The sequence below is a fragment of the Actinotalea subterranea genome (assembly GCF_008364845.1).
GTDB classification, from domain to species: domain Bacteria; phylum Actinomycetota; class Actinomycetes; order Actinomycetales; family Cellulomonadaceae; genus Actinotalea; species Actinotalea subterranea.
Genome location: NZ_VTTP01000013.1, coordinates 35862 through 61520 on the forward strand (window position 1 = coordinate 35862; position 25659 = coordinate 61520).

24 protein-coding genes are annotated in these 25659 nt (G+C 73.5%); 15 read left to right on the forward strand and 9 right to left on the reverse strand.

Translation table 11 applies throughout. From position 1 onward, the window contains the following. Positions 1-36 precede the first annotated feature (36 nt). The 6 genes from FZ988_RS16845 to FZ988_RS16870 are packed head-to-tail and all read left to right on the forward strand — an operon-like array spanning position 37 to position 7473. Positions 37-987 (forward strand): carbohydrate ABC transporter permease, encoded by a 951-nt coding sequence (locus tag FZ988_RS16845; RefSeq protein ID WP_246169581.1) that lies wholly within the window; start codon positions 37-39, stop codon positions 985-987. Continuing rightward, entirely contained in the window at positions 980-1804 is an 825-nt protein-coding gene (locus tag FZ988_RS16850) for a carbohydrate ABC transporter permease (RefSeq protein WP_149205205.1), read from the forward strand. Before FZ988_RS16845 ends, FZ988_RS16850 begins: the two co-directional genes overlap by 8 nt. A 50-nt stretch (positions 1805-1854) precedes the next feature. Then, positions 1855-3504: a glycoside hydrolase family 5 protein gene (locus FZ988_RS16855; protein ID WP_246169582.1), complete on the forward strand. Its 1650-nt coding sequence runs from the start codon at positions 1855-1857 to the stop codon at positions 3502-3504. Further along, entirely contained in the window at positions 3501-5807 is a 2307-nt protein-coding gene (locus tag FZ988_RS16860; protein ID WP_246169583.1) for an exo-beta-d-1,3/1,6-glucosidase, read from the forward strand. The genes FZ988_RS16855 and FZ988_RS16860 overlap by 4 nt, the downstream gene beginning before the upstream one ends. 54 nt (positions 5808-5861) lie before the next feature. Further along, positions 5862-7091: a cytochrome P450 gene (locus FZ988_RS16865; protein ID WP_246169584.1), complete on the forward strand. Its 1230-nt coding sequence runs from the start codon at positions 5862-5864 to the stop codon at positions 7089-7091. 49 nt (positions 7092-7140) lie between these two features. After that, entirely contained in the window at positions 7141-7473 is a 333-nt protein-coding gene (locus FZ988_RS16870; RefSeq protein ID WP_149205206.1) for a TfoX/Sxy family protein, read from the forward strand. Positions 7474-7541: 68 nt separating this feature from the next. Here the strand turns inward: FZ988_RS16870 and FZ988_RS16875 are convergent, their stop codons facing one another. The 4 genes from FZ988_RS16875 to FZ988_RS16890 form a co-directional block, all read right to left on the reverse strand. Next, positions 7542-8519, reverse strand: coding sequence for an aldo/keto reductase (locus FZ988_RS16875; RefSeq protein ID WP_149205207.1), 978 nt, complete (start codon positions 8517-8519; stop codon positions 7542-7544). Between the two features lie 114 nt (positions 8520-8633). Further along, complete coding sequence (locus FZ988_RS16880; protein WP_149205208.1) at positions 8634-9053, reverse strand: DUF3237 family protein; 420 nt, start codon at positions 9051-9053, stop codon at positions 8634-8636. Beyond that, on the reverse strand, positions 9044-10051 hold the full coding sequence (locus FZ988_RS16885; protein WP_149205209.1) for an acetylxylan esterase: 1008 nt from the start codon (positions 10049-10051) through the stop codon (positions 9044-9046). The genes FZ988_RS16880 and FZ988_RS16885 overlap by 10 nt, the downstream gene beginning before the upstream one ends. Before the next feature lie 96 nt (positions 10052-10147). Then, the gene (locus FZ988_RS16890) at positions 10148-10963 is read right to left on the reverse strand and encodes an alpha/beta hydrolase family protein (protein WP_149205210.1); all 816 of its coding nucleotides are present in this window, start codon (positions 10961-10963) and stop codon (positions 10148-10150) included. A gap of 197 nt (positions 10964-11160) precedes the next feature. Between FZ988_RS16890 and FZ988_RS16895 the strand changes: the two genes are divergently transcribed. From FZ988_RS16895 to FZ988_RS16915, 5 genes are all read left to right on the forward strand, one after another. Continuing rightward, positions 11161-12537 carry an ABC transporter substrate-binding protein gene (locus tag FZ988_RS16895; RefSeq protein WP_149205211.1) on the forward strand — a complete coding sequence of 459 codons (1377 nt, stop codon included), beginning with the start codon at positions 11161-11163 and terminating at the stop codon, positions 12535-12537. 128 nt (positions 12538-12665) lie between these two features. Further along, on the forward strand, positions 12666-13484 hold the full coding sequence (locus FZ988_RS16900; RefSeq protein ID WP_246169585.1) for a carbohydrate ABC transporter permease: 819 nt from the start codon (positions 12666-12668) through the stop codon (positions 13482-13484). After that, a complete protein-coding gene (locus tag FZ988_RS16905) occupies positions 13481-14314 on the forward strand; it encodes a carbohydrate ABC transporter permease (protein WP_246169586.1) in 834 nt (277 codons plus the stop codon). The genes FZ988_RS16900 and FZ988_RS16905 overlap by 4 nt, the downstream gene beginning before the upstream one ends. Further along, positions 14311-15294 (forward strand): alpha/beta hydrolase, encoded by a 984-nt coding sequence (locus FZ988_RS16910; protein ID WP_188079158.1) that lies wholly within the window; start codon positions 14311-14313, stop codon positions 15292-15294. The genes FZ988_RS16905 and FZ988_RS16910 overlap by 4 nt, the downstream gene beginning before the upstream one ends. 48 nt (positions 15295-15342) lie before the next feature. Beyond that, positions 15343-16383 carry a helix-turn-helix domain-containing protein gene (locus FZ988_RS16915; protein ID WP_149205213.1) on the forward strand — a complete coding sequence of 347 codons (1041 nt, stop codon included), beginning with the start codon at positions 15343-15345 and terminating at the stop codon, positions 16381-16383. 12 nt (positions 16384-16395) lie between these two features. On the opposite strand, the gene FZ988_RS16920 is transcribed toward FZ988_RS16915, so the two are convergent. Both FZ988_RS16920 and FZ988_RS16925 read right to left on the reverse strand, forming a co-directional pair. Further along, entirely contained in the window at positions 16396-17568 is a 1173-nt protein-coding gene (locus FZ988_RS16920) for a glycosyltransferase (RefSeq protein WP_246169587.1), read from the reverse strand. Between the two features lie 34 nt (positions 17569-17602). Next, positions 17603-18586 carry a DMT family transporter gene (locus FZ988_RS16925; RefSeq protein ID WP_149205214.1) on the reverse strand — a complete coding sequence of 328 codons (984 nt, stop codon included), beginning with the start codon at positions 18584-18586 and terminating at the stop codon, positions 17603-17605. A gap of 285 nt (positions 18587-18871) precedes the next feature. On the opposite strand from FZ988_RS16925, the gene FZ988_RS16930 reads away from it, so the two are divergent. From FZ988_RS16930 to FZ988_RS16945, 4 genes are read left to right on the forward strand one after another with little or no spacing between them, the layout of a single operon-like run. After that, positions 18872-19783 (forward strand): alpha/beta fold hydrolase, encoded by a 912-nt coding sequence (locus tag FZ988_RS16930; RefSeq protein ID WP_149205215.1) that lies wholly within the window; start codon positions 18872-18874, stop codon positions 19781-19783. After that, a complete protein-coding gene (locus tag FZ988_RS16935; RefSeq protein WP_149205216.1) occupies positions 19780-20871 on the forward strand; it encodes a glycosyltransferase family 4 protein in 1092 nt (363 codons plus the stop codon). The genes FZ988_RS16930 and FZ988_RS16935 overlap by 4 nt, the downstream gene beginning before the upstream one ends. A gap of 30 nt (positions 20872-20901) precedes the next feature. Then, on the forward strand, positions 20902-21474 hold the full coding sequence (locus tag FZ988_RS16940) for a TetR-like C-terminal domain-containing protein (RefSeq protein ID WP_149205217.1): 573 nt from the start codon (positions 20902-20904) through the stop codon (positions 21472-21474). 14 nt (positions 21475-21488) lie between these two features. Then, on the forward strand, positions 21489-22640 hold the full coding sequence (locus tag FZ988_RS16945; protein ID WP_149205218.1) for a GDSL-type esterase/lipase family protein: 1152 nt from the start codon (positions 21489-21491) through the stop codon (positions 22638-22640). Positions 22641-22694: 54 nt separating this feature from the next. On the opposite strand, the gene FZ988_RS16950 is transcribed toward FZ988_RS16945, so the two are convergent. Genes FZ988_RS16950 through FZ988_RS16960 form a run of 3 tightly spaced genes read right to left on the reverse strand, consistent with a single transcriptional unit; the run spans position 22695 to position 25553 of the window. Beyond that, positions 22695-23639 (reverse strand): glycoside hydrolase family protein, encoded by a 945-nt coding sequence (locus FZ988_RS16950; protein ID WP_149205219.1) that lies wholly within the window; start codon positions 23637-23639, stop codon positions 22695-22697. Between the two features lie 7 nt (positions 23640-23646). Continuing rightward, complete coding sequence (locus FZ988_RS16955; protein ID WP_149205220.1) at positions 23647-24588, reverse strand: carbohydrate ABC transporter permease; 942 nt, start codon at positions 24586-24588, stop codon at positions 23647-23649. 2 nt (positions 24589-24590) lie between these two features. After that, positions 24591-25553 carry a carbohydrate ABC transporter permease gene (locus FZ988_RS16960; protein ID WP_149205221.1) on the reverse strand — a complete coding sequence of 321 codons (963 nt, stop codon included), beginning with the start codon at positions 25551-25553 and terminating at the stop codon, positions 24591-24593. Positions 25554-25659: the final 106 nt, after the last annotated feature.

Sequence of the window (25659 nt, forward strand, 5' to 3'; positions counted from 1 at the left end):
ACCGCCGTTCTCCCTGGCACCACGGAGGTTGGACCGGTGCACGACGATCGACGGCCGGGTGCGCGGCGCCGCACCCGCCCCGGAGGAGGGCCTGCCGACCGGCGACCCCGACGCGGCCGCGCGGCGCTCGTCCCGTACGCGTTCATCTCACCGGCGCTGCTGCTGCTCGCGATGTTCGGGCTGCTGCCGATCCTCGTCGCCGCGGGCGTGAGCCTGACCGACCTCGACATCGGCGGGCTCGGCAACCCCGAGACCGTCCGCTTCATCGGCCTGGACAACTACGAGCGGCTCTTCTCGGACCCGGGCTTCTGGAAGGCCCTGCAGACCACCGCCTTCTTCGTCGTCGTCGGCGTGCCGGTCATCATCGCGGTCTCGCTGGCCGTCGCCGTCGCGCTCAACACGTCGGAGTCGCGGTTCTTCCGGGCGCTGCGCGCGTTCTACTTCCTGCCCGCGATCACGGCCATCGTCGCGATCGCCCTGATCTGGGGCTACCTCTACAACAGCCAGTTCGGGCTGCTGAACCACCTGCTCGACCAGGTCGGCCTCGGGCCCGTCGGCTGGCTCTCCGACCCGACGTCCGCCCGGTTCTCCGTGGCGCTCGTCGCCGTGTGGCGGGCCACCGGCCTCAACATCATCATCTTCCTGGCCGCGCTCCAGTCGGTGCCGAAGGAGTACCACGAGGCCGCCGCGCTCGACGGCGCGGGCCGGTGGACCACGTTCTGGCGGGTCACGTTCCCGCTGCTGCGGTTCGCCCTCTTCTTCGTCACGGTGACCACGCTCATCGGCTGGCTCCAGTTCTTCGACGAGCCGTACGTGCTGACCAAGGGCGGCCCGGTGGGGGCGACGACGTCCATCTCCCTGTTCATCTTCGAGAACGGCTTCAGCCTCAACCAGTTCGGCTACGCCAGCGCCGGCTCGATCGTCCTGCTGATCCTCATCGCCGTCGTCACGGCGGTCCAGCTGCGCATGCGAGGTTCCGATGACTGATCGCCGCCGACGCCCCCTCGTCGTCCTCGTCGGTGCCGTCCTCGCCGTCGGGGCGCTCGCGACCTCGTTCCCGTTCCTATGGATGATCACGAGCTCGCTCAAGCCCGCGAGCGAGGCGCTCGCCACACCCCCGACCTTCTGGCCGAGTGCGCCGTCGTTCGACGCCTACACGCGGCTCTTCACCGAGCTCGACTTCGGCAGGTACCTGCTGAACACGCTCGCCGTCGTGGCGATCGGGGCCGTCGGGCTGCTCGCGATGGCGATGGCGGGCTACGGGTTCGCCAAGTACCGGTTCCGCGGGCGTGGCGTGCTGTTCATGCTCGTCCTGATGACGCTCATGATCCCGGTCCAGGTCACGATGATCCCGACCTACCTGATCCTCAACGAGCTCCACCTGACGAACACCCTGGCCGGCATCGCCGCGCCCACCCTCGTGAGCGCCTTCGGCATCTTCCTGTTCCGGCAGTTCATGGCGACCATCCCCGACGAGCTCCTCGAGGCCGCACGCCTCGACGGTGCGGGGGAGATGCGGACGTTCCTGACGATCGTGCTGCCGCTGTCGACGCCGATCCTCGCGGTCCAGGGCGTGCTGACCTTCATCAGCGGGTGGAACAGCTTCCTGTGGCCCCTGATCATCGCGACGGACCAGGACATGTACACGCTCTCGGTCGGCCTCTCGCTGCTCAACCAGCAGATCACCGTGAACCCGACCCTGCAGATGGCCGGGGCCTCGCTCATGGTCGTGCCGATCATCGTCGTCTTCGTGCTCTTCCAGCGGCACATCGTCCAGGGCTTCACGATGTCGGGCCTGAAGTAGCCCGGCCCGCCCCGCCCGTCCCGCCGCCGTCCCCGTCCGGAGGAAACCCCGTGTCCCACGTCTCTGCCTCGACCCGTCCCCGCACACCCGTGCACGCCCCGTCCGCGTTCGTCCGGGCGGAGGGCGGGCGACTGGTCGGGCCCGACGGCGAGCCCCTCCTGCTCCGGGGTGTCGGCCTGGGCAACTGGCTGCTGCCCGAGGGCTACATGTGGGGTTTCGGGCACGCGGCCGCCTCTCCCACGCAGATCGAGGCGCTCGTCGTCGACCTCGTCGGCGAGCAGGAGGCCGCCGCGTTCTGGCGACGCTTCCGGGAGGTGTTCGTCACGCAGGCCGACGTCGCCCAGATCGCGCGGGACGGGTTCGACCACGTGCGCCTGCCCATCAACTGGCGCGTGCTCATGACCGGGGACGGTGGCTGGCGCGAGGACGGGTTCGCGCTCGTCGAGCGCCTCGTGGGCTGGTGCCGCGACGCCGGGCTCCGCGTGCTCCTGGACCTGCACGGCGCGCCGGGCGGCCAGACGGGCACCAACATCGACGACTCGGACGGCCGCCCCGCGCTGTTCATGGACCCCCGGAACGCGGACCTCACCGTCGCCCTGTGGGTCGAGCTCGCGCGTCGCTACGCGAGCGAGCCGGCCGTGCTCGGCTACGACCTGCTCAACGAGCCGCTGCCCAACGAGTGGCAGCACACGTACCCCGAGCAGCTCGTCGCGCTGTACCGGCGGATCACCGCGGCGATCCGCGACGTCGACCCCGACCACCTGATCATGTACGAGGGCACGCACTGGGCGACCGGCTGGGAGATCTTCACGCAGGTGTGGGACGAGAACTCCGCGCTCCAGTTCCACAAGTACTGGTCGGCCGCCGACCGTCCCAGCATCCAGGGGTACGTCGAGGTGGGTCGCCGGCTCGGCCTGCCGGTCTACATGGGGGAGGGCGGCGAGAACACGCCCGAGTGGCTCGCCGCGGCCCACCAGCTCTACGAGGACCACGGGATCGGCTGGAACTTCTGGCCCTGGAAGAAGATCGACACGCAGACGTCGCCGATGTCGGTGCGCGCGCCCGAGGGCTGGGACCGCGTGCTCGCGTACGCGGACGGCCGGGGGCCGCGCCCGGACCGGGCCGACGCCGTCCGGATCCTCACCGACCTGCTCGACGCCATGCCCGCGCACGCGTGCGAGCGGCGCGAGGACGTCGTGCACGCCCTGTTCCGTCGGGCCCCGGTGACGCTGCCGGCGAGCGCGTTCACGTTCCGCGGCGCCGGCGCGTCGTACGGCACCACCCGAGCCGTGCCCCACCCGCAGCTGCGGCCCGACGACGCCGTGACGCTCCGGCGCCGGGACGGCGGTCCGGACCTCGGCTTCGAGCACCCCCGCGCCGCCGGGCCGGAGGGCGACGTGGTCGCCGACCTGGCCCCGGGCGACTGGCTCGTGCTCGAGCCCGAGGTGCCCGCGGGCACGTGGGAGGTCGTGGTCCTCGGCACCTGCGGCGCGCCGGGCGCGCCGGGCGCTGTCCCGCTGCTCGAGGTCGACGGCGTGCCGATCGCCCTGCACCCCGCGCCGGCTCACGCCACGGCCCTGGACGACGCGTGGGCGGCACCGCTCACGTCCCCGCGGCCGGACCGCGTCGCGCTCCGGGTCGCCGCGGCCGACGGCGGGCTCACGCTCGCCTCCGTGCGCGTGACGGGGGTCGCCTCGTGAGCGCGCTCGGGACGCACGTCGCCGCGCCGTACCGGGACGCCGGCCTGCCGGTCGCCGAGCGGGTCGCCGACCTGCTGGGCCGCATGACGCTCGCCGAGAAGGTCGGCCAGATGCTGCTGCTCGACGCGCAGGAGGGCGTCGAGCACGCCGTGGAGCAGCGGCACGCAGGCGCGATCCTGCACGCGTCGCCCGCGCACGTGCGCGCGGCCCACGAGGCCGTGACCCGGACCCGGCTCGGCATCCCCGTGCTCGTCGGGGAGGACTGCATCCACGGCCACTCCTTCGAGGCGGGCGCGACGATCTTCCCCACCCAGCTCGGCATGGCCGCGAGCTGGTCGCCCGAGCTCCTCGAGCGCGTGGCGCGCGCGACCGCCGTCGAGGTCGCCGCGACGGGCGTGCACTGGACGTTCTCGCCCGTGCTCTGCATCGCGCGCGACCTGCGGTGGGGTCGCGTGGGGGAGACGTTCGGCGAGGACCCGTACCTCCTCGGTGAGCTCGGCGCCGCCATGGTGCGCGGGTACCAGGGCGACGGGCTGTCCGACCCCACTGCGGTGCTCGCGACCGCGAAGCACTTCGCGGGGTACTCGGAGACGCAGGGCGGACGCGACGCGTCCGAGGCCGACATCTCGCGGCGCAAGCTCCGCTCGTGGTTCCTGCCCCCGTTCGAGCGGGTCGTGCGCGAGGGCACGGGCACCGTGATGCTCGGCTACCAGTCGATGGACGGCGTGCCCGTCACCACGAACGCATGGCTGCTCGACGGCGTGCTGCGCCAGGAGTGGGACTACCCGGGTGTCCTCGTCACCGACTGGGACAACGTCGGGCGCATGGTCTGGGAGCAGCGGATCTTCCCCGACGACGTCGCCGCGGCGGCCGCGGCCATCCGCGCCGGGAACGACGTGATCATGACGACCCCGCAGTTCTTCGAGGCGGCCCAGGAGGCCGTGCGCACGGGCATGGCCGACGAGGCGGGCATCGACCGTGCCGTCGCCCGCATCCTCGCCCTCAAGTTCCGGATGGGGCTGTTCGAGGACCCCCGGCACCCGCACCCCGACCGCCGCCGGCTCGTCGGCGCAGCACCGCACGCCCAGCTCAACCTCGAGGTCGCGCGCCGGTCGCTCGTCCTGCTGCGCAACGACGGCACGCTCCCGCTGGCGGGCGGCTGCCGGACGGTCCCTGGCGGCGCGAGCGTCGCCGTCGACCCGCGCCCGCGCCGCGTCCTGGTCGTCGGCCCCAACGCCGACGACGTCCACACGCAGCTCGGCGACTGGGCGGGCGCGTCGGGCCAGGTGCGCTGGCTCATGCCCGACGGGCACCCGCGCGAGCTCACGGAGACCGTCGTGGACGGGCTGCGGGCCCTCGCGCCGTCGGCGTGGCAGGTCACCCACGCGCGCGGCGCCGACATCCTGACGGTCGGCCCCGACCCCGAGGGCGAGACCTTCCCCGACGGTCAGCCCCGCCCCCCGGTCGTGCACCCGGCGCCCGTGGACCAGGGCCTCCTCGACGAGGCCGTCGACGCGGCACGCGACGCCGACGTGGTGGTCGCCGTGGTGGGTGACCGCATCGAGCTCGTCGGCGAGGGCCGGTCCACGGCCACGCTCGAGCTCATGGGTGGTCAGGTGGCGCTCCTGGACGCGCTCGTGGCCACGGGCACGCCCGTCGTCGTGGTCCTGCTCGCGTCCAAGCCGCTCGTGCTGCCTCCGTCCGCGCTCGAGGCCGCCGCGCTCGTGTGGGCCGCGAACCCGGGGATGCGCGGTGGCCGCGCGCTCGCCGAGGTCCTGCTCGGGCTCGTCGAGCCGAGCGGTCGGCTGCCGATCTCCTTCGCCGCGCACGCCGGCCAGCAGCCGACGTACTACAACCAGGTGCGCGGCCAGCACGGCGCCAGGTACGCGGACCTCACGCAGAGCCCGGCGTTCGCGTTCGGGGAGGGCCTGAGCTACACCACCGTGGAGTACGACGACCTGCGCGTCGTGGACCCGCAGGTGACCGCGACCGGCGTGGTCCGCGCGTCCGTGACGCTGCGCAACGCCGGCGGCCGGCCCGCGCTCGAGACCGTCCAGGTCTACGTGAGCGACGTCGTCACGTCCGCGACCTGGGCCGAGCAGGAGCTCAAGGCGTTCGTCCAGGTCGAGCTCGCCGCGGGCGAGGAGCGGACGGTCGAGCTCGAGGTCGCGGCGGCCGACTGCACCATCGTGGACGGCGCCGGGCACCGGGTCGTCGAGCCCGGCGAGTTCGAGCTCCGTGTCGGTCCGTCCTCACGGCCCCAGGCGCAGGTGCGCGCCAGGTTCACCGTCACGGGCGGCTGACCGCCCGGCGACCGCCGGCGCGCACCGGCCCGGGCCGGGGGGCAGGATGACCGGGTGACCGAGCACACCGCGACGGACGAGCGCTCACCCACCCTGCCGCCCTACGGCGCCCCCGCCCACGGGTCCCGGCCGGACGCGGGGCCTGCGGACTGGGACCCGCGAGGCCCCGACGTCCGCCGCGACCCCGTCGCCGCGTACGACGAGATGCGCGCACGGTGCCCCGTCGCCCACGGCCCGGACGGAGCCTGGACGCTGTTCGCGCACGCCGACGTCACCAGGGCCGCGCTCGACGACGAGACGTTCTCGAGCGCGACGTCCCGGCACCTCCAGGTGCCCAACGGCCTCGACGGCGCCACGCACAGCGCGTGGCGTGCCCTCGTCGACAGGTACTTCACGCCGGCGAGGGTCGCCGCGGTCGAGCCCCGTGCGACGCAGGTCGCGGCGGACCTGGTGGCCGGGCTCGACCTGCCCGCACGCGTCGACGCCGTGCAGCTCGGCGCGCGCTTCGCCGTCCGCGCCCAGAGCGCCTGGCTCGGGTGGCCGGCGGACATCGAGGAGGACCTGCTGAGGTGGGTCCAGGACAACCACGCGGCCACCCGGTCAGGCGACCCCACGCGCACGGCCGAGGTCGCGGACCGGTTCGACGCCCTCGTCCGTGCGCTCGTCGCCCCGCGCCGCGCGTCCGGCCCCGAGCGGCCCGACGACGTCACGACCGAGCTCGTCCACGACCGCCTCGACGGTCGGCCGCTCACCGAGGACGAGATCGTCTCGATCCTGCGGAACTGGACCGGCGGCGACCTCGGCTCGATGGCCCTGTGCGTGGGTGTGGTCCTCGTCCACCTCGCGGACCACCCGGGGCTCCAGGCGCACCTGCGTGCCGGTGTGCCGGACGCCGAGCTGGACGCCGTGCTCGACGAGATCCTGCGGATCGACGACCCGTTCGTCTCGAACCGCCGCGTCGCGACCCGTCCGGTCACGGTGGGTGGCCGTCGGATCGAGCCGGGGGAGCGGGTGTTCCTCAGCTGGACGGCCGCCAACCGCGACCCGGCCGTCTTCGGTGACCCTGACGCGTTCGACCCGGCACGCAACGGACCCGACACCCTCGTGTGGGGCATCGGGAGGCACGTGTGCCCCGGCCGGCCCCTCGCGACCCTCGAGCTGCGGGTCCTGGTGCGGGCGCTCCTGGCAGCGACCACCGCGATCGAGGCCGACCCGCAGAGACCTCGCGAACGCGCGCTGCCACCCGTCGGAGGCTTCGCCGCGGCCCCCGTCCTGCTGACCTGAACCCGAGCCGACCCTTCCGGTGGCGCGCCGCCGGAACCACAATGCCGTCATGGCGTACGACGTCGAGCTGGCGGACCGGGTCCGCGACCTGGTGGGGCACGAGCGCGGCCTCGAGGAGAAGCGCATGTTCGGCGGGCTGGCGTTCCTCGTCGACGGCCACCTCGCGGTCAGCGCGAGCAGCAAGGGTGGGCTGCTCGTACGGGTCAAGCCCGCGTCCACCGAGGAGCTCGCCGCCCAGCCGGGCGTCGCGAGGTTCGAGATGCGCGGCCGCGCGATGGATGGTTGGCTCCACGTCGCCGCCGAGGCGGTCGCCGGCGACGCCGACCTCGAGCGCTGGGTGCGTCGCGCCGTCGACCACGCGCGGGCGCTCCCCACGGCGTAGCCACCGTCTCCCGGTGGGGCCTGCCACCGGGTCAGGTGGCCCGCCCCACCGGGTGCACCGGTGCGGGCTCAGCCGGAGTGCGCGGCGCCCGCGTCGCCGTCGGCCCGCACGGAGGCCTGCGCGAGGGCGTCGACCTCGGCGGCCGTGAGCTCGAGGGTCGCCGAGGCGAGGAGGTCCGCGAGCTGGTCGACCGTCCGTGCGCTCGCGATCGGCGCGACGACCGTGGGCTGCATGCGCAGCCACGCGAGGGCCACCGCTGCCACGGACGTCCGGTGCGCCGCCGCGACGTCGTCGAGGGCCGCCAGGACGCGTCGGCCCCGGTCGTCGAGGTAGGCCGCGGCGGAGCCGGCGCGCGGGCTGTCGACGGCGGGACCGCCGTCGCGGTACTTGCCGGCGAGGAAGCCCCGCGCCAGGCCGAAGTACGGCAGGACGCCGAGGCCGTAGCGCTCGGCGCGGTCGCGCAGCGCGCCCTCGAACTCACGCTCGAGGAGGTTGTAGTGCGGCTGCAGGGCCACCGGTCGGTGGAGGCCGTCGCGCTCGGCCACGGCCATCCACTCGTCGATGCGCTCGGGCGTGTAGTTCGACAGGCCGACGTCCTTGACCAGGCCGTCGTCGACCAGCGCCGAGAAGGCGCCGGCGGTCTCGGCGAGCGGCACGCCCGCGTCGTCGAAGTGCGCGTAGTACAGGTCGATCCGGTCCGTGCCGAGCCGGCGCAGGGACGCCTCTGCGGCCGCCCGGACCGTGGCCGGGGCGAGCCCGGAGAAGTCGGGGTGGGTGCTGACCTTCGTGGCGACCACCACGTCGTCGCGGCGCCCGCGGCGGGCGAGCCACCGGCCGATGAGGGTCTCGCTCTCACCGCCCGTGTGCCCGGGGACCCAGGCGGAGTAGCCGTCGGCCGTGTCGACCATGACCCCTCCGGCGTCGGCGAACGCGTCCAGCACCGCGAGGGTGCTGGGCTCGTCGGCCGTCCACCCGAACACGTTGCCGCCGAGCACGAGCGGGAAGCGGCGCAGGGCGGCCAGTGAGTGCGCGGCGGTCGTGGTCATGCGGGCTCCTCGGGGGTGGGGCTGTGCGGCTCGGGGCCGGCGGGTCGTCCCGCGGGCCGTTGCCTGGGGCAACTCGGGTGCGCCGTCCGGTGTTCCCGACGCGCCGACGTGCCGCTAGCCCTGGGCGGTGATCAGGTGCACCTCGATGCGCACGCGGTCGGTCGAGACCGGCGGGGTGAGCACCCCGACGAAGAAGCCCGTCGCCAGCCACGTGGGGCCGCCGGCGCCGACCTCGAACGTCGGTCGGGTCAGGATCAGGGGCGACCGGCCGTCGTGGACCCCCTCGTTGAGGACCGACACGACCGCACCGTCGTCGGTCCGCAGCTCGTACCGCGCCCACAGGTGCACGGAGCCGTCGGCGCGCACGACGTTCCAGTCGGCCCCGCCGGGCAGCACGGTGCCGCTGAGCCCGTCGCTGACGGTGCCGCCGAGGATCGGGATGACCCGCCGGAAGCCGGCTGCCGTCGCGCCGACCTCGACGGGTGCCCCGATGACCGCCTCGATCGTGAACGCGTGCCGCTGGCTCAGCTCCACGGCCCGGCCCCCTGCACGGCCGCGTCGGTGCCCGTCGCGAGGTCTGCGAGGAACCGCGCGTGCTCGGGCCAGCGTGCGACCCCGCCGCCCTCGTGGTTGTTGTACGGGTAGACGGTGATGTCCTTGGGCCCGGCGTAGCGGTTGTACGCGGCGAACACGGTCGACGGCGGGCAGATCACGTCGAGGAGCGCCGCGGAGAAGAACGCCGGTGCGGTGGCCCGTCGGGCGAAGTGGACGCCGTCCACGTAGGACAGGGTCCGCAGCACGGTGTCGACGCGGTCGCGGTGCACGGCCAGGTAGCGGGCGACCTCGGCGTACGGGTCCGCGTCGGTCATCCCCACCGCGCGCGAGAAGTGGCAGCAGAACGGGACGTCGACGAGCGCCGCAGCGAGGCCGTCCTGGAGCCCGGCGACGGCGAGCGCCGTCCCGCCGCCCTGGCTGACGCCCGCGACGACCACCCGGGCGGGGTCGATCCCCGGCAGGCCGCGCACGGCGTCGACGCACCGCACGGCGTCGGTGAACAGCCGCCGGTAGTAGTAGGTCTCGGGCGCCTCGATGCCGCGCGTCGTGAAGCCGGGGACCGCCGGGCCGGCCCCGTGCGGGTCGGCTGTGCCGCCGCCCCCGCCCCACACGGATCCCTGGCCGCGCGAGTCCATGACCACGTAGGCGTACCCCGCCGACGGCCACGCGAGGTGCTCGTGCGGCAGGCCCCGTCCGCCGCCGTAGCCGACGTACTCCACGACCACGGGCAGCGGGCCCGGTGCGCCGGCGGGGCGCAGGTACCAGGCCTTGACGGGGTCGCCCGCGAAGCCCGGGAACGTCACGTCGTGCACCTCGACCCCGGTGAGCGCGGTCACAACGGGTGTCACCGTCACGTGGGCGTCGAGCGCGCGCGACTCCTCGAGGGTCGTCGCCCAGAAGGTGTCGAAGTCGTCGGGTGCCTCGATCTCGGGCGCGTAGTCACGCAGGGCCTCGAGGGGCATGTCGAAACGCGGCACGGCGGGTCCTTCCTGTCTCGGTCCCCGGCGCCGCGTCTCGCGCGGCGCCGGCGTGCTCGGGTGCCGGGCCCGGGGTGCCGGGCCCGGACGGGTCGGTCAGGCGCCCGGTCGCGCCGCGACGGGGGCCGTGTGACGGACGAGGAACGCAAGGGTGCGGTCGTAGAGGACCTCGCGTGCGCCGACGCTGCTCCAGCCGTGGTCCGCGCCGTCGACGACCGTGATCTCGGCCCGATCCCCGTACACGTCCCCGTAGGCGAGCGCGTACGACGACGGGACGATGGCGTCGTCCGCGCCGTGCATGACCAGCACGGGCCCCTCGTAGCCCCGGGCCTGCGCGTAGGGGTCGAACCGCGCGGCCGCGTCGACGTACGCGGCGGAGAGCCGCAGCCCCAGGAAGTCCACGTAGCCCGTGGTCGCGAGGTCCCCGAACGGTCGGCCCTGGATGGACCCTCCCCGGAGCTCGTCAGCGAACACGGCGGCCGGCGACCAGAAGACCATGGACGCGACAGGCGTCCGCAGCCGCGCGGCGGCGACGCCCGCGACGACGGCGCCCATGCTCATGCCGAGGAGGCTCACGGAGCGCGGCCGGAGCGTGGGGTGGTCGGCGAGCCACGTGATCGCGCCGACCGCGTCCTCGACCTCGGTCTCGATCGTGATCCGGTCGAACTCGCCGTCGCTCTCGCCGTGGGCGACCCGGTCGAACGAGGCGACCGTGAACCCGCGTGCGCACAGCTCACGCGCGAGCCCCATGAACAGCCCGAGCGCCTCCGTCCTCGTCGACGCGAAGCCGTGGTGCAGGACCACGAGGTCGGTCCCCGCGGCGCACGCGGGGCCGTCGCCGGCGGGGTGGTAGAGCGAGCCGCGCATGACGGCGCCCGCCGGCGTCGACCAGCTCAGGGGGGTGACGTCCACCGTGGTCCTCTCGTCGTCGCCGGGTGCCTACCGCCCGGCTGAGCCATCGCACCAGGTCGTCCCGGCGCGTTCAACCGCCGCATGGCGGGCGCGGCCCCCGGACCTTCGTCGTCGTGGCGGTGTCGGCGCCGCACGGGCCGCGAGGACAGTTGTCCGCGGGTGCTGAAGCGCAGCGCCGGTACTTCAAGGGAGAAGCCATGCGTCTGACCACGACCAGGGGTGCACGCAGGAGAGCGGTGGGGCTGGCGCTCGTCGGGGTCGCCGGCGTCCTGCTCGCCGGGTGCACGCCCGGCGGCTCGGCACCAGCCGAGACCCCCGCGGCGAGCGCCACACCGGTGAACACCGCCCTCACGGAGGAGGAGGTCGTCCTCGACGTCTACCTCGAGACCAACTTCCAGGACGCGTTCAAGGCGCTCGCGGAGGAGTTCACGAGCCAGCACCCGAACGTCACCTTCACGTTCCAGGCGGACACGACCGCGAACCTGTCGCAGAACGCCACCAAGATCATCTCGGGTGACGCCCCGCCGGACCTCGTGCGCTACACCTCGGTCGCCCAGGCAGCCAAGGACGGGATCGTCGCGAACCTCGACGGCTACGCCGAGGCGTACGGCTGGGACGCGTGGCCCACCGGCACGATGGACCAGCTCCGCACGCCGGGTGACGGCTCCCGTGGGGCGGGCTCGCTGTACGGGCTCGGCATCGGCTACTCGGTCACGGGCGTCTACTACAACAAGGCGCTCGCGGCGGAGCTGGGGCTCACGATCCCGCCGACGACGATCGACGAGTTCGAGGAGCAGCTCGCGGTCGCCAAGGCCGCCGGTGAGCTCCCGATCAGCTCCGGCAACAAGGACTTCATGGTCAACTTCCCCTTCCAGGCGCTGCAGAACCAGTACGCCCTGCGCACGCCCACGGGGCTCGACGACCTCAAGCACTTCGCGTATGCGCGCCCCGACTCCACGTTCGAGCTCGACTCGTCCCTCGCGGCCGCGCAGAAGATCCAGGAGTGGGCCCAGAAGGGCTACTTCCCCGACGACGCGAACGCCATCGACTACATGGGCGACATCGGCGGGTTCTCCGGCGGTGAGGGCCTCTTCATGTTCAACGGCGACTGGGCCGCCGCGCAGATCGACGGTATCGCCCCCGGCGCCTTCGGCTTCTTCCTGTTCCCCGGTGAGACGGCGGACAGCCGGGCCATCGCGATGTCCGCGCCCGCCACATACGTCGTGCCCGCACAGGCGGCGGACAAGGACGCGATGGCGTACTTCCTCAACTGGGTGCACACCGACGAGGGGGCGCGTCAGATCGTGCTCGACGTGACCGGCTCGACCCCCGGCGGTCCGGCGGAGCTCGCGCAGCCCACGCCCAAGGAGGGCACCCTCGCGGTCGAGACCCTCGCCGCGGCCCAGGTGGTGTCGCAGAGCGACGGGGCCATCGACTTCACGGCCAACTCGACGCCCGGCATCTTCACGGCCGTCATCGGCCCCAACCTGCAGCTGCTCATCAGCGACCGGATCACCCCCGAGGAGTACGTGACGGCGGTCCAGACCGGGTACGAGACCGAGCTCGGGCGATGACCGCAGTGACTCGAGGCAGCGCCGGCGCGGTGGAGCTCGCTCCACCGGCCGGCGGTGCCGGTCGCGACGCCCGCAGGCCGCGGGGGCCCCGTCGCCGATGGCTCGCCTGGGGTTACGTCGCGCCGGCCATGGCGCTCTACGCGGTCCTCGTGCTGGGCCCGTTCGGCCTCTCGGTGCAGTACTCGTTCTTCGACTGGAACGGCATCGGCACCGCCGTGTGGGTGGGCCTCGAGAACTACGTCGAGGTGTTCGCGGACCCGTCCCGACTGAACGCCCTGCTCAACGCGTTCAAGCTGATCTTCTTCTACTCGGTGCTGTCGGTCGCCCTGGGCCTGCTCGCGGCGACGCTGACGCGTTCCCTGGAGTCCCGGTGGAGCCGTGCGGCCCAGACGATCCTGTTCCTGCCCCAGGTCGTCCCCCTCGTCGGGGCCGGCATCGCCTGGAGCTGGCTCTACGCCACGGACGGTGCCGTCAACCAGGCGTTGCGGGCGGTCGGGCTGGGCGCGCTCGCCCGCCCGTGGCTCGCCGACTTCACGTGGGCGCTGCCGGCCATCGGCCTCGTCGGCACCTGGGTGCTGATCGGCTTCTGCACGATGCTCTTCAGCGCCGGGATGTCCAAGATCGACCCTGCCCTGTACGACGCCGCGAGCGTCGACGGCGCGGGTGCCGTGCGGACGTTCTTCGCAGTGACCCTGCCCGGCCTGCGCAACGAGGTCGCCGTCGCCGTGACCGTGACCCTCATCAGCGCCCTGAAGAGCTTCGACGTCGTGTACGTCATGACGCTCGGCGGTCCCGGCCGGGCGACGATGGTGCCCGGCGTCGACGTCTACCAGCTCACGTTCAACCAGGCGCGTGTCGGTGCCGGGTCCGCGATGGGCGTGGTCCTCATGGTGCTCGTCCTTCTGGTCGTCATCCCCATCCAGCGAGTCGTGCGAGGTCGGTCGTGAGCGTCAGACGTATCGGGAAGGCCGAGAAGTGGTCCGGCCGGGTGATCCTCACAGGGCTCGTCGCCTTCACCCTGCTGCCGTTCGCCGGCATGCTGAGCGCCGCGCTCCAGGAGCCGGGGAGCGCACCGACGGGGATGAGCTTCTCGTTCCCGCTGCACCTGGAGAACTTCGTCACCGCGTTCCAGGTCGCACGGCTGCCGGAGCTCATGTGGTCGAGCGTCCTGCTCGTCGTCATGGTCGTGCCCGCGTCGCTCGTGCTGTCGCTGCTCGCCGCGTACGGGCTCGAGGTGCTGCGCGTGCCGGGCCGGGCGATCGCCCTGGGAGTCCTGCTCCTCGGCCTCACGATCCCGTTCGAGGGCCTCATCTGGCCCCTCTACTACATGATGCGGAACTGGGGGCTGCACAACACCCAGATCGCGATCGCACTGCCCCTCATCGCGCTCTACCTGCCGTTCGGCGTCCTGTGGATGCGGGCGCACTTCCAGGGCGTGCCCAAGGAGCTCGACGAGGCCGCGGCGCTCGACGGGGCCGGCTCGTGGCGTGCGCTGCGGCTCATCCACGCTCCGCTCGCCAAGCCCGCGCTCTCGACGCTGACCGTGCTGTTCAGCCTCTGGACGTGGAACCAGTTCATCATCGCGCTCGTGATGATGGACGACCCGCTCAAGCGGACCGTCGCGGGCGCGCTCGGCGCGTTCCAGGGTGAGCACGGCACGGACATCGTGCTGCTCTCCGCTGGTGCGTTGCTCATCATGGCGCCCACCATCGTGGTGTTCCTGCTCTTCCAGAAGCAGTTCGTCGCCGCACTCCTCCAGGGATCGGTCAAGGGATGACACTCCGCAACGCAGCACCACTGCCCGCACCGCCGTTCGACTCGGAGTCCGCGGCCGCGCTCGCGCTCACCGTCGGCACGCCGTCGCCCCTGACCGCCGACGACATCGGGGAGCGGCGGCGGGTCGAGGCCGGCGACGCCGCGGCGATGACGAGGCACATCGAGGAGCTCGGCCTCGTCCGGGTCGACGAGGAGATCCCGGTCGCGGACGGCGCGACGATCACCCTGAGCCTGGTCCACCGGCGCGACCGCATCCCGACGAGCCCGCTGATCTACTACATGCACGGCGGCGGGATGATCCTCGGCAACCGGTGGAGCGGTGCGGACGTGTTCCTCGAGTGGATCGAGCGGTACAACGCCGTCGTCGCCACCGTCGAGTACCGCCTGGCCCCCGAGCACAGGTTCCCCGTCCCGCAGCAGGACTGCTACGCGGGCCTGCGGTGGCTCGAGGACAACGCGGGCCGCCTCGGGCTGACCCTCGAGACGGCCCTCCTCGCCGGCATCAGCGCCGGGGGAGGGCTCGCCGCCTCCGTCGCGCAGATGGTCCGCGACGCGAACGGGCCGCGCCTGGCGGGTCAGCTCCTGCTCGCACCGATGCTCGACGACAGGGTGACCCGCTCCGCGCGGCAGTTCCCGTCGGGCATCTGGAACTCGACGGAGAACGAGCTGGGCTGGCGCTCGCTGCTGGGCGACCTCTACGGCTCGGACGACGTCCCGGCCTACGCGGCGCCCGCACGCGCGGAGCGCTTCGACAACCTGCCGCCCGCGTTCATCGAGGTCGGCAGCGCCGAGGTGTTCCGTGACGAGGCGGTCGCCTATGCTTCCGACATCTGGGCGGCCGGCGGCCAGGCCGAGCTCCACGTGTGGGCGGGTGCTTTCCACGGCTTCCAGCTGTTCGAGCACACCACGCTCGCGAGGGGGGCTCGGGACGCGGTGCGCAACTGGCTGGACCGCGCGCTCGGGTACTCCGGCCGCGACTGACGGAGGGCGCGCGACGATGCGAACGTCCCAGCACGGCCCCACGGGCTGATGAGAGAGCTCCTTCAGCGACTCAGCGCCCTCGACGAGGACGCCTCCGCCGCCGTGAAGATCATCACGTACTTCGACACGCTGCTGCGCCGCAAGGCGGGCCTCGAGCCGTTCGTGCGTGGCGCCGCGGTGCTGTCGGGGTGGCCGGCGGGGTTCGCGCACCCGCTGCACCAGCTCTGGATCCGCGTCGACCCGTCGGGGAACGTGGCGCCCGCCGTCGAGGGTGTCGACGTCGTCCGGGAGTGGCCGCACCTGGAGTTCGACGACGGCTCCGGGGCCCTGGTCTGGATCGAGCGGCCGGGCGGGAGCAGCGCGAACGACATGGTCACGCTCGAGCGGCTCTCCGCCGGGCTGCGGCTCACGCTCGAGCGGGTCAGCCCCGTCGACCTGGACGACGCCGGGGCGGTCGAGATCCTCGTCTCGGCCACGTCGACGGACGACTCCCGGCGCAAGGCCGCCCGCAGGCTGCGGCTGCCCGTCGACCGGCCGCTGCGCGTCGTGGTCGCGCCGCCTGACGAGCCGATGCCCGACGGGATGCGGTCGACGCTCGTGGAGTCCTCGCTGGGCACGATCCGGGCGGGCGTCGCCGAGCCCACGACCGAGCGGTGGCCGGCGCGCTGCGGGGTGGGGACCGCGACGTCGCTGCACGGGCTGCCGCAGTCGTTCGCGCAGGCCCTCGTCGCCGTCCGCCTCGTCTCCCGGCTGTCACCCGTCGTGCACTGGGACGAGCTGGGCGTGCTCGGTCCCTTCCTGACGGCGGCCGAGGGGACGGTGGGGGAGCACCCGGACCTGGAACGGGTGGCCGCCCTGGCCGCCGAGCCGTGGGGCCTGGAGACCCTCGAGGCGCTCGCCGCGACCGACTCCGTGCGCGCCGCGGCGCAGGTCCTGGGCCTGCACCACTCGACGCTCCAGAGCCGGCTGACGCGCATGCAGCGCGACCTCGGCTTCGACGTGACCGCGGCGCACGGTCGCCACCGCGCGCTCGTCGCGCTCAGCCTGCACCGCCTGCGGACCGTCCGGTTCGCGGCCACGCAGGACTGACCGGGGCGTACCTCAGGCGTCGGCGGAGACCGGCTGCCGGTCGAGGACCTTGTCGTAGACCGTCTCGAACATGCCGAGCGTCGCGTCGATCGCGTGCACCGCGACGAGCTCACGGCTCGCGGCTCCGCACCTCTCGCGCAGGCCCGGGTCCATCAGCAGCACCGTGAGGCAGTCGGCGAGCTCGCCGACGTCACCGGGCTCGTAGAGCTCGCCGTTGACCCCCGGGCGGACGAGGTGCGGCAGCGCCATGGCGTCGGCCGCCACGACCGGCAGGCCGGCGGCCATGGCCTCGAGCGTCACGAGACTCTGGAGCTCGGCGACCCCGGGCATGCAGAACACGTCCGCGTCGGAGTAGGCCTGCAGGAGCTCGTCGTCCGTGATGCGGCCGCGGAAGACGACCCGGTCCGCGATGCCGAGCGTGCCTGCGAGCGCGGTCCACTCGGCGCGCTTCGCGCCGTCGCCGACGACCTCCAGGCGTGCCGGCACGCCTGGAGGGAGCATCGCCACGGCGCGGAGGAGCTCGTCCACGCGCTTCTCGGGGTCGAGGCGCCCGACGAACAGGAGGGTGGGCTCGAGGCCGGGGGTGCGCGTCCGCAGCTGGTACTGGTCGGTGTCGATGCCGTTGGAGACCGCGAAGGCCTCGGTCAGCCCGGCGCGCTCCGTGAGGAGGTCGACGGCGCGCGGGGTCGGCGCGGTGACGACCTGGGCGCGGCCGTAGACGCGGCCGAGGTCCCGCCACATCCACCGGCCGATCGCGTCGCGCATGACGCGCGGGAAGGGCAGGTAGCCGACGACGTTCTCCGGCATGAGGTGGTTGGTCGCGACGAGCGGCCGGCCCTGCCGGTGCGCGGCGTTGACGACGCCACGCCCGACGACCAGGTGCCCGTTGGTGTGCACCACGTCCGGGTCGACCTCGGCCATGATCTGCGCCGTCTCGCGGGCGGCCTCCCACGGCATGCAGATGCGCAGGGCCTCGAGGGGGCCGTACCGCCGGGACGTCACACGGTGCACGGTGACGCCGTCGTGCACCTCGACGCCGGGCCGGCCGGTGGGTGAGGGGGCGACGACGTGGACGTCGTGCCCGCGGGCGGCGAGGCCGGCGGCAAGGCGACCGGCGAAGCGCGCGGCGCCGTTCACGTCGGGCGGGTACGTCTCTGCGCCGACGAGGATGCGGAGCGTGGTCACGGGTGGCTCCCGAGGTTGGGTGTGCTGGACAGGGTCATACGAGGACGGCGGCTTCCGCTCGCGCGGCGACGGCGTCGGGGTGATGGTGGGCGAGGGTCAGGACGCCCGCGGTCGCGGCGGCCGCCGCGACACCGAGCAGGGCCCAGGTGGCCACGGGCGTGGCTGTGCCCTCGCCGAGCAGGAGGGCTCCGAGCAGGACGGCCACGATCGGGTCGACGACGGTGAGACAGGCGATCACGACTTCTGGCGCCCCTGCGTGGTAGGCGTGCTGGACGAGCCAGCCTCCCACGGCCATCGAGGCGATGATGCCGGTTGCGGCGCCGAGCATCGGCGGGTCGAGGATTCCGACGTCACCGGCGGCCACGGCCTGGGACATGACCCGCACGAGCGTGGACACGAGGCCGAACGCCGACGCACCGGCCATCGCGAGCGCGACGCAGCGGCCGGTGCCGGACCTGGTGAGCCCCACGAGCGTGAGCGTCGCGACGACGGCGGCCACGCACGCCCCGGCCACGAGCGTCGCGCCCCCGGTCGGTGAGTGGCTCGCGGCGGAGCCGGCGGACAGCACGACGAAGACCGCGACACCGACGATGCTCACGGCGGCGCCTGCCATGACGCCGTGCGGCGGACGGCGGCGCAGGCGTGCCGCTGAGATGAGCACCGCCATCGGGACGGCGAGGACGCCGATCGGCTGGACCACGCGGAGCGGCGCCATGAGCAGGGCGAGGGCGTGGACGCCGGCCCCGGCCCCGGCGAGGCCGAGCCCGGCGAGCCACCGCGGGTGCCGCATGACGGCGAGCAGGTGGCGCACCGACATGGTCGCGCCGCCGCGCGCGGGGGCCGTGCCCGTCGTGGCGTCCTGCGAGGTGCCGTCGTCCGGTGCTGCGGGGCGGGCGTCGCCGTCGTGGTGCCCGGTGCGCACGGCGTGGTGCTGGAGCGCGGACGAGGCCGCGAAGAACGCGGCGCCCAGGAGGGCGAGCAGGATGGCGCCGGCGTGGCTGCCGATGGCGTCCCCCACTCAGCGTCCCAGGCCCGGTGCCGTGCGCGCCGCCACCACGACGCGGGCGCCGTGGGAGGGGCGCGGCCGGTGCGGACGAACCGTCGGGACCGGCGGGGGCGTCAGGGGTCGGCGCGAGGTGCCGGTGCTCGTCGTCATGGGACAACGGTGACAGGTCGGAGCGGCCCCCGTACATCCGGGTGTCCCCCCACCCGTCCGGGGGACAACCCCCGGGTCTTCTTCAGGGTGCGTGTACGACCTCAGGACGACGTCGCGGGCCGGGCAGGGTCGTTACGCTCTGCGGCGATGCCCCGCCAGAGCCCGGTCCCCTCTCCGTACGCCTCCCTCGTCGCCGCCACGCGCGTGCGCCGGGAGGAGGTCGTGCTGCGCGGCGCGCGTACGCACCTGTGGGTGTACGGGCCGGACGAGGGGCCCTGCGTCGTCTTCCTGCACGGGTACCGCGGCGACCATCACGGGCTCGAGCCGATCGTCGCGCACCTCACGGGGCTGCGTGTGGTGGTGCCCGACCTGCCGGGCTTCGGCGCGTCCGCGCCGCTGCCGGACGCGGTGCACGACGTCGCCGGCTACGCCGGGTGGGCGCGTGACCTGCTGCGGGCCGTCGACCCCGCCGGTGACGCCGTCCTCGCCGGTCACTCGTTCGGGTCGATCGTCGCGACGGCCGCCCTCGCGGCACCGGACGCACCGCGGGTGCGCGGGCTCGTGCTCGTCAACCCGATCGCGACCGCCGCGCTCGCCGGGCGGCGCCGCCTGGCGACCCGGGCGACGGTGCTCCTGCACCACCTCGCGGGCCGAGGTCCGCGAGGCGCAGGGACGTGGGTCCTGCGGCACCCCGCCATGACCCGCGGCGCGAGCATCCTCATGGCGACGACGACGGACCGCGTGCTGCGTCGGTGGATCCATGAGGAGCACGACCGCTACTTCTCCGCGTTCGCGGACCGGCGCACCCTCCTCGAGGCGTTCGACGCGTCGGTGTCGGGTGACGTCGCGTCGTCGGCGCCGCACGTCGGGGTCCCGACGCTCCTGGTCGCGGGGGAGCGGGACGAGCTCGCGCCGCCCGCCGGGCAGCGGCTCCTGCTCGACCTCTTCGCGGACGCGAGCCTCGTGATGCTGCCCGGCGTCGGGCACCTGACGCACTACGAGGCGCCCGACGGCGTGGCCCGCGAGGTGCGGCGCTTCGTCCTGGACCTGACCCGGTGAGAGCGTTCGTCGACTGCCGCTACGTGCGGGTGGGCCGGCACGACGGCATCAGCCGCTACACGGCTGGCCTCGTCGCCGAGCTGGCGCGGCTGGTGCCGGTGGAGCTGCTCGTGAGCGACGAGCGACAGCGCGCCCACCTGCCGGACCTGCCGTGGCACCTGATCAGCGCCCCGACGAGCTGGCGTGAGCCGTTCGTGGCGCGTCAGGTGCGCCGGCTGCGTCCCGACGTCGTCTTCAGCCCGATGCAGACGATGGGCTCCTGGGGCCGCGACTACGGCCTGGTGCTGACGCTGCACGACCTCATCTACTACCGGAACCCGACGCCGCCGAGGGACCTGCCGGCACCGGTTCGCGCGCTGTGGCGTGCCTTCCACCTCGCGTGGTGGCCGCAACGGCTGCTGCTGAACCGGGCCGATCACGTGGTCACGGTGTCCCGGACGACGCAGGACCTCATCGCGCGGCACCGGCTGACGCGGCGCCCGGTCACGGTCGTGACGAACGCCGCCGACCCCGTGCCGCCGGGTGAGGCGACGCGCCGTGAGCTGCCGACGGGTGCGCTCGTCTACATGGGCTCGTTCATGCCGTACAAGAACGTCGAGACGCTCGTCCGGGCGGCGGCGCTGCTCCCGGGCCACGAGCTCCACCTGATGAGCCCGCTGCCGGCGGCCGCGCGCGAGCGCCTCGGAGCGCTCGCGGGAGCGGGGGGGCTCGTGTTCCACGACGGTGCGTCGGACGCGGAGTACCGCCGGGTGCTGCGTGGTGCGACGGCGCTCCTCTCGGCGTCGCGTGACGAGGGTTTCGGCATCCCGCTCGTCGAGGCGATGGCGCTCGGGACGCCCGTGGTGGTCAGCGACATCCCGGTCTTCCGTGAGGTGGGGGGCGACGCGGGGACGTACGTGGCCGCGGACGACCCAGAGGGTTTCGCGCGGGCGGTCCGTGAGCTGGACGACCCGGTGGAGTGGGACCGCCGCTCGGCCGCGTCGCGGCTCCAGGCGGCCCGCTTCGACTGGGGGACGTCGGCGGGGGTGCTCGCCGAGCTGCTGACACGGGTGGCGGGCGAGCGGCGGAGGTCTGCCTCAAGGGCGTAGGTGCCGTCCTACATGCTTTAGGCTGGGGGCATGGCACGTGCCCCGCTGACCGCCGCGCTCGTCGTCGCCGAGGCCGCAGCGCTCGCGGACGAGGCGGGCTTCGACGCCGTGACCCTGTCCGAGGTCGCCCGCCGCCTCGGCGTGCGGACCCCCAGCCTCTACTCGCACGTGCGGGACCTCGCCGCGCTGCGTGACGGGATCACCGACCTCGCGCTGCGCGACCTCGCGGACCGCATCGCGCTCGGCGTCGCCGGGCGCTCGGGGCGTGCCGCGCTCGAGGGCCTCGCCGACGCCCACCGGACCTTCGCCCGGGAGCGGCCCGGACGGTGGGGCTCGCTCCAGCGCCGGGCAGGGCCCGCCGCCGTCGGGGCGGACGGTGCGCGGGCCGTCGTCGCGCTGACCGACGCCGTGCTCGGCGGCTACGGGCTGCCGCCCGACGAGCGCGTGCACGCGACCCGGCTGCTCGGCAGCACCATCAACGGCTACCTGACGCTCGAGGGCATCGGGAGCTTCGCGCACAGCAGCCCGCCCCCGCAGGCGTCGTGGGACCGCATCCTCGACGCGCTCGACGCCGTCCTGCGGGCCTGGCCCGCACGCACCTGAACCGAGAGGTCGTCATGATCGCCACACCCGTCACGCAGGCACTCGTCCGCGGCGTCGCCGAGCTCGAGCCCACCGCCCGCGGGCTGCGCCCGCACCGCCTGCCGGCGTGGGTCCGCGCACAGCTCCCCGACCCCCAGCTCCTCATGGTCGAGGCCCAGCCCTCGGGCGTCCGGCTGGCCCTGGTGACCGCCGCGCGGCGCGTCGAGCTCGTCACCCACCCGTCGCGGGTCGCGTACCGCGGGGCCGACCGTCCGCGCGGGAGCATCGACCTCGTCGTCGACGGCCGCGTCGCCGGCAGCCAGGTGCTGGCCGGCGGGGACGTCGTCGTCGTGGACCTCATGACGGGTGCGGGTGAGCACGTCCCGGGGGCCCCGCACACCACGGTGTTCGACGACCTCCCGGCCGGCGAGAAGGTCGTCGAGCTGTGGCTCCCGCACAACGAGTCCGTCGAGCTGGTCGAGCTGCGCACGGACGCGCCCGTCGCGCCGGCCCCGCAGGACCGGCGCGTGTGGCTGCACCACGGGAGCTCGATCAGCCACGGGTCGAACGCGGCGACGCCGACCGGCACCTGGCCGGCGGTCGCCGCACGCCTGGGCGGTGTCGAGCTCCACAACCTGGGCTTCGGCGGCGGCGCGCTCGTCGACCCGGCCGTGGCGCGCGTCATGCGCGACACACCCGCCGACCTCGTGAGCGTCAAGCTCGGGATCAACGTGGTCAACGCCGACGCGATGCGGCTCCGCTCGTTCGTGCCTGCCGTCCACGGCTTCCTCGACACGATCCGTGACGGCCACCCGGACGTCCCGCTCGTGCTCGTCACGCCGATCTTCTGCCCCATCCACGAGGACACCCCGGGTCCGGGAGCGGTCGACCCCGCCTCGCTCGGGACCGGACAGGTCACCTTCACCGCGACGGGTCGGCCGGGGGACACCGCGCAGGGACGCCTCACGCTCCGCGTGATCCGTGACGCCCTCGCGTCCGTCGTCGAACGGCGCGGGGAGGACCCGAACCTGCACCTCCTCGACGGCACCGCGCTGTACGGCGAGCGCGATGCCGCGGCCCACCCCCTGCCCGACGCCCTGCACCCCGACGCGGCGACGCACCGGCTGATCGGGGAGCGGTTCGCGGCCCACGCGTTCGCGACGAGCGGCCCGTTCGCCGCCGGGTGAGGTGCCCCGGCGCTACGCCTCCCCGGCGAGCCGCCACGCGTCCCCGGCGAGTCGCTACGCCTCCCCGGCGAGCCGCAGCGTGTCGCCGTCGCGCACCACGGGCAGGGGATCGGTGATCTCGCCGACGAACCGCCCGTCCTCGATGTCCCGGAACCCGATGAGCGCCCACCGGCCGTCCACGTCCTGCACCAGGCGCGCGGCGTACAGGCTGGGGTGGTCGAAGGTCCGCGCGCGGGACAGGTCCCAGGGCCCGAGCAGCGACTCGCCGGGCGCGGCCCACATGCCGCCGACGCCCCACGCCGCCTGACGCTCGGGCGCGGCCTGCGCGGGCCAGCAGCAGAAGAGCAGGAAGGCCTGCCCCTCGACCTCCACGACCTGCGGGACCTCCATCTGGCCGAACCCCGCGGGGGCCGAGAGCGGGGCCTGCACGGTCCACGTCTCCAGGTCCGGGCTGGTGGCGTGCCCGATGACGCTGCGGCCGGCCGGGTCGCCCGTCCGCGCGCGGGCGGTGACCAGCATGTGCCAGCCGTCGCCACCGGGGTCGGCGACGACCCAGGGGTCGCGCCACGCCTCGTCGAACCACGCCTCGCCGTCGTACTTCTCGTACCAGCGCGGGTCGGCCTCGCAGACGGGCCCCGGCATGCGGTGCCACGTCGTGAGGTCGTCGGAGCGGGCGACGCCCACGCGCTGGATAAGGCCCCGCTCGGCTCGGCTGACCCCCGTGTAGAAGAGGCGCCAGCTCCCGTCCGGTGCCTGCACCGTGGAGCCGGTCCAGGTCGCCTGGTCGTCCCACGCCGGGGCGTCGGCCGTGACGAGCGCGTCGGGCAGGAGGTCCCACGTGCGCAGGTCGGTCGAGCGTGCGTGCCCGATGGACGCGCGCTGGTGGCGCCGGTCCGGGTCGTGCAGCGCACGGGACGCCCGGAGGAAGAACAGGTGGTGGTGCGTGCCGTCCCAGGCGGGCCAGCTGTCCCACACCCAGTGGTCGGTGAGTCTCAGCACGATCTCGTCATCCCTTCACGCCGGAGGAGGCGATGCTGCTGACGAACGCGCGCTGGAACGCCAGGAACATCACGAGGACCGGCAGGGTGATCAGGGAGGTGTACGCCATGACCTCGCCCCACGCCGGGTTGACCTGGAAGAAGTACTGCATGCCGACCATGACCGGCCGGAGCTCCTCCTGCTGGACCACCATGAGCGGCCACAGGTACTGGTTCCACGCGGGCAGGAAGGTCAGGATCGCGACGGTCGCGAACGCCGGCCCGGACAACGGCACGATGATCTTGCGGTAGATGGTGAACCACCCCGCGCCGTCGATCCGCGCGGCCTCGTCGAACGACTTCGGGATCGTGGAGAAGTACTGCGTGAACAGGAAGATCGAGAACGCGTTCGCGATGAACGGGACGATCTGCACGTGGTAGGAGTTCAGCCAGCCGAAGTCGTACATGGGCAGGCCGTCCTCGATCACGATGGTCGGCAGCTTCGACACCCAGTAGACCATCGGGATCGCGATGGTCTCGAAGGGGACGATCAGGGTCGCGATGATCACGGTGAGCAGGACCTTGCGGCCCCGCCACTCGAGGCGGGACAGCGCGAACCCGGCCATGCTGTTGACGATCACGCCGAGGCCCACGATGAGCACGGTGACGAGCACCGAGTTGAGCAGGAACCGGGCGACCGGCACCCGCTCGAACACGCCCACGTAGTTGTCCGTGCTGATGTCGCCCACGGGCAGGAAGGCCTGCGGCGAGTCGATGTCACCGAGGATCTGGGCGTCCGGCTTGAGGCTCGAGACGAACATGAAGACCAGCGGGAACAGGAAGAACAGGGCGAGCAGGACCATCGGCAGGTAGCCGAGGACCTTCCGGCGGCGGCCGCGTCGGCCGGCCTCGGCGCTGCGGACCCTGGGCGCCTCCCGGCGCGGTGCACCGGTGGTGGTCGTTGCGCTCATGGTCAGTCCTTCTCTCGGGTCAGGAACCGCTGGATCAGCGCCACGACCAGCACGATGACGAAGAAGATCAGCGAGATGGCGGCGCCGTAGCCGGTCTCCTGCTCGCGGTAGCCCTTGCGCACCGCGTGGTAGACGAGCGTGGTGGTGGAGTCGCGCGGGCCGCCCTGGGTCATGACGTCGATCTGCACGAAGAGCCCGAGCGCGGCGATCGTGATCGTCACGAGGATGAAGACCATGGTCGAGCGCAGCCCGGGCCACGTGACGTCCTTGAACTGCTGCCACGCGTTGGCGCCGTCCATGCGGGCGGCCTCGTAGAGCTCCTCGGGGATGGTCTGCAGCCCCGACAGCCAGATGATCATGTGGAAGCCGACGGCCTGCCAGATGGACAGGACGATGATCGCGCCGAGCGCCGTGTCCGGGTTGCCGAGCCAGTCGGTGCCCTGCGACGCGCCGAACGTGATCGTGTCGATCATCGAGTTGATGAGGCCGTCGCCCTGGTACATGAAGTCCCAGAGGATCGAGATGACCACGATCGACGTGACCACGGGGACGAAGAAGATGACCCGGAACCACGTCACGCCCTTGAGCTTCTGGTTGACGAGGATCGCCATGACCAGACCGAGCCCCGCCTGGAGCGGGACGACGACGGCCGCGAAGACGAAGGTGTTGACCAGCGAACGCACGAAGGTGGGGTCGCTGGTGAAGGCTCGGACGAAGTTGTCCAGCCCGACGAACCGCGGCGGGTTCGGCGAGATCAGCCGGGCGTTGGTGAACGAGAGCCCGAAGGCCAGGAGCACCGGGACGACGAGGAAGAGGACGAGCAGGACGGTCGCCGGGGCGACCATCCAGTAGGCGGAGCGGTTGCCCTCGCGCGCGCCGCGGGCGGCACGCCGTCGTCGGGCGCCGGCGCGGGCCTCGCGCAGGGGCAGGCCGTGGGTCTCGACCTGCTGGGTGGGGACGGTCATGGTGCACATCCGTTCCGGCGGCCGGGGGCGACAACGCAGCCCTCGGTGGCCCCTCGACGCCCGGAGGGGTCGAGGGGGCCGCCGGCCGGGGCCTGCCGCCCCGGCC

Excerpts from the sequence above, each read along its gene's own strand:
- FZ988_RS16850 (WP_149205205.1), top strand. The coding sequence starts at position 980 with ATGACTGATCGCCGCCGACGCCCCCTCGTCGTCCTCGTCGGTGCCGTC.
- FZ988_RS16870 (WP_149205206.1), top strand. The coding sequence starts at position 7,141 with ATGGCGTACGACGTCGAGCTGGCGGACCGGGTCCGCGACCTGGTGGGG.
- FZ988_RS16875 (WP_149205207.1), bottom strand. The coding sequence starts at position 8,519 with ATGACCACGACCGCCGCGCACTCACTGGCCGCCCTGCGCCGCTTCCCG.
- FZ988_RS16895 (WP_149205211.1), top strand. The coding sequence starts at position 11,161 with ATGCGTCTGACCACGACCAGGGGTGCACGCAGGAGAGCGGTGGGGCTG.
- FZ988_RS16900 (WP_246169585.1), top strand. The coding sequence starts at position 12,666 with ATGGCGCTCTACGCGGTCCTCGTGCTGGGCCCGTTCGGCCTCTCGGTG.
- FZ988_RS16910 (WP_188079158.1), top strand. The coding sequence starts at position 14,311 with ATGACACTCCGCAACGCAGCACCACTGCCCGCACCGCCGTTCGACTCG.
- FZ988_RS16915 (WP_149205213.1), top strand. The coding sequence starts at position 15,343 with ATGAGAGAGCTCCTTCAGCGACTCAGCGCCCTCGACGAGGACGCCTCC.
- FZ988_RS16930 (WP_149205215.1), top strand. The coding sequence starts at position 18,872 with ATGCCCCGCCAGAGCCCGGTCCCCTCTCCGTACGCCTCCCTCGTCGCC.
- FZ988_RS16940 (WP_149205217.1), top strand. The coding sequence starts at position 20,902 with ATGGCACGTGCCCCGCTGACCGCCGCGCTCGTCGTCGCCGAGGCCGCA.
- FZ988_RS16945 (WP_149205218.1), top strand. The coding sequence starts at position 21,489 with ATGATCGCCACACCCGTCACGCAGGCACTCGTCCGCGGCGTCGCCGAG.
- FZ988_RS16955 (WP_149205220.1), bottom strand. The coding sequence starts at position 24,588 with ATGAGCGCAACGACCACCACCGGTGCACCGCGCCGGGAGGCGCCCAGG.
- FZ988_RS16960 (WP_149205221.1), bottom strand. The coding sequence starts at position 25,553 with ATGACCGTCCCCACCCAGCAGGTCGAGACCCACGGCCTGCCCCTGCGC.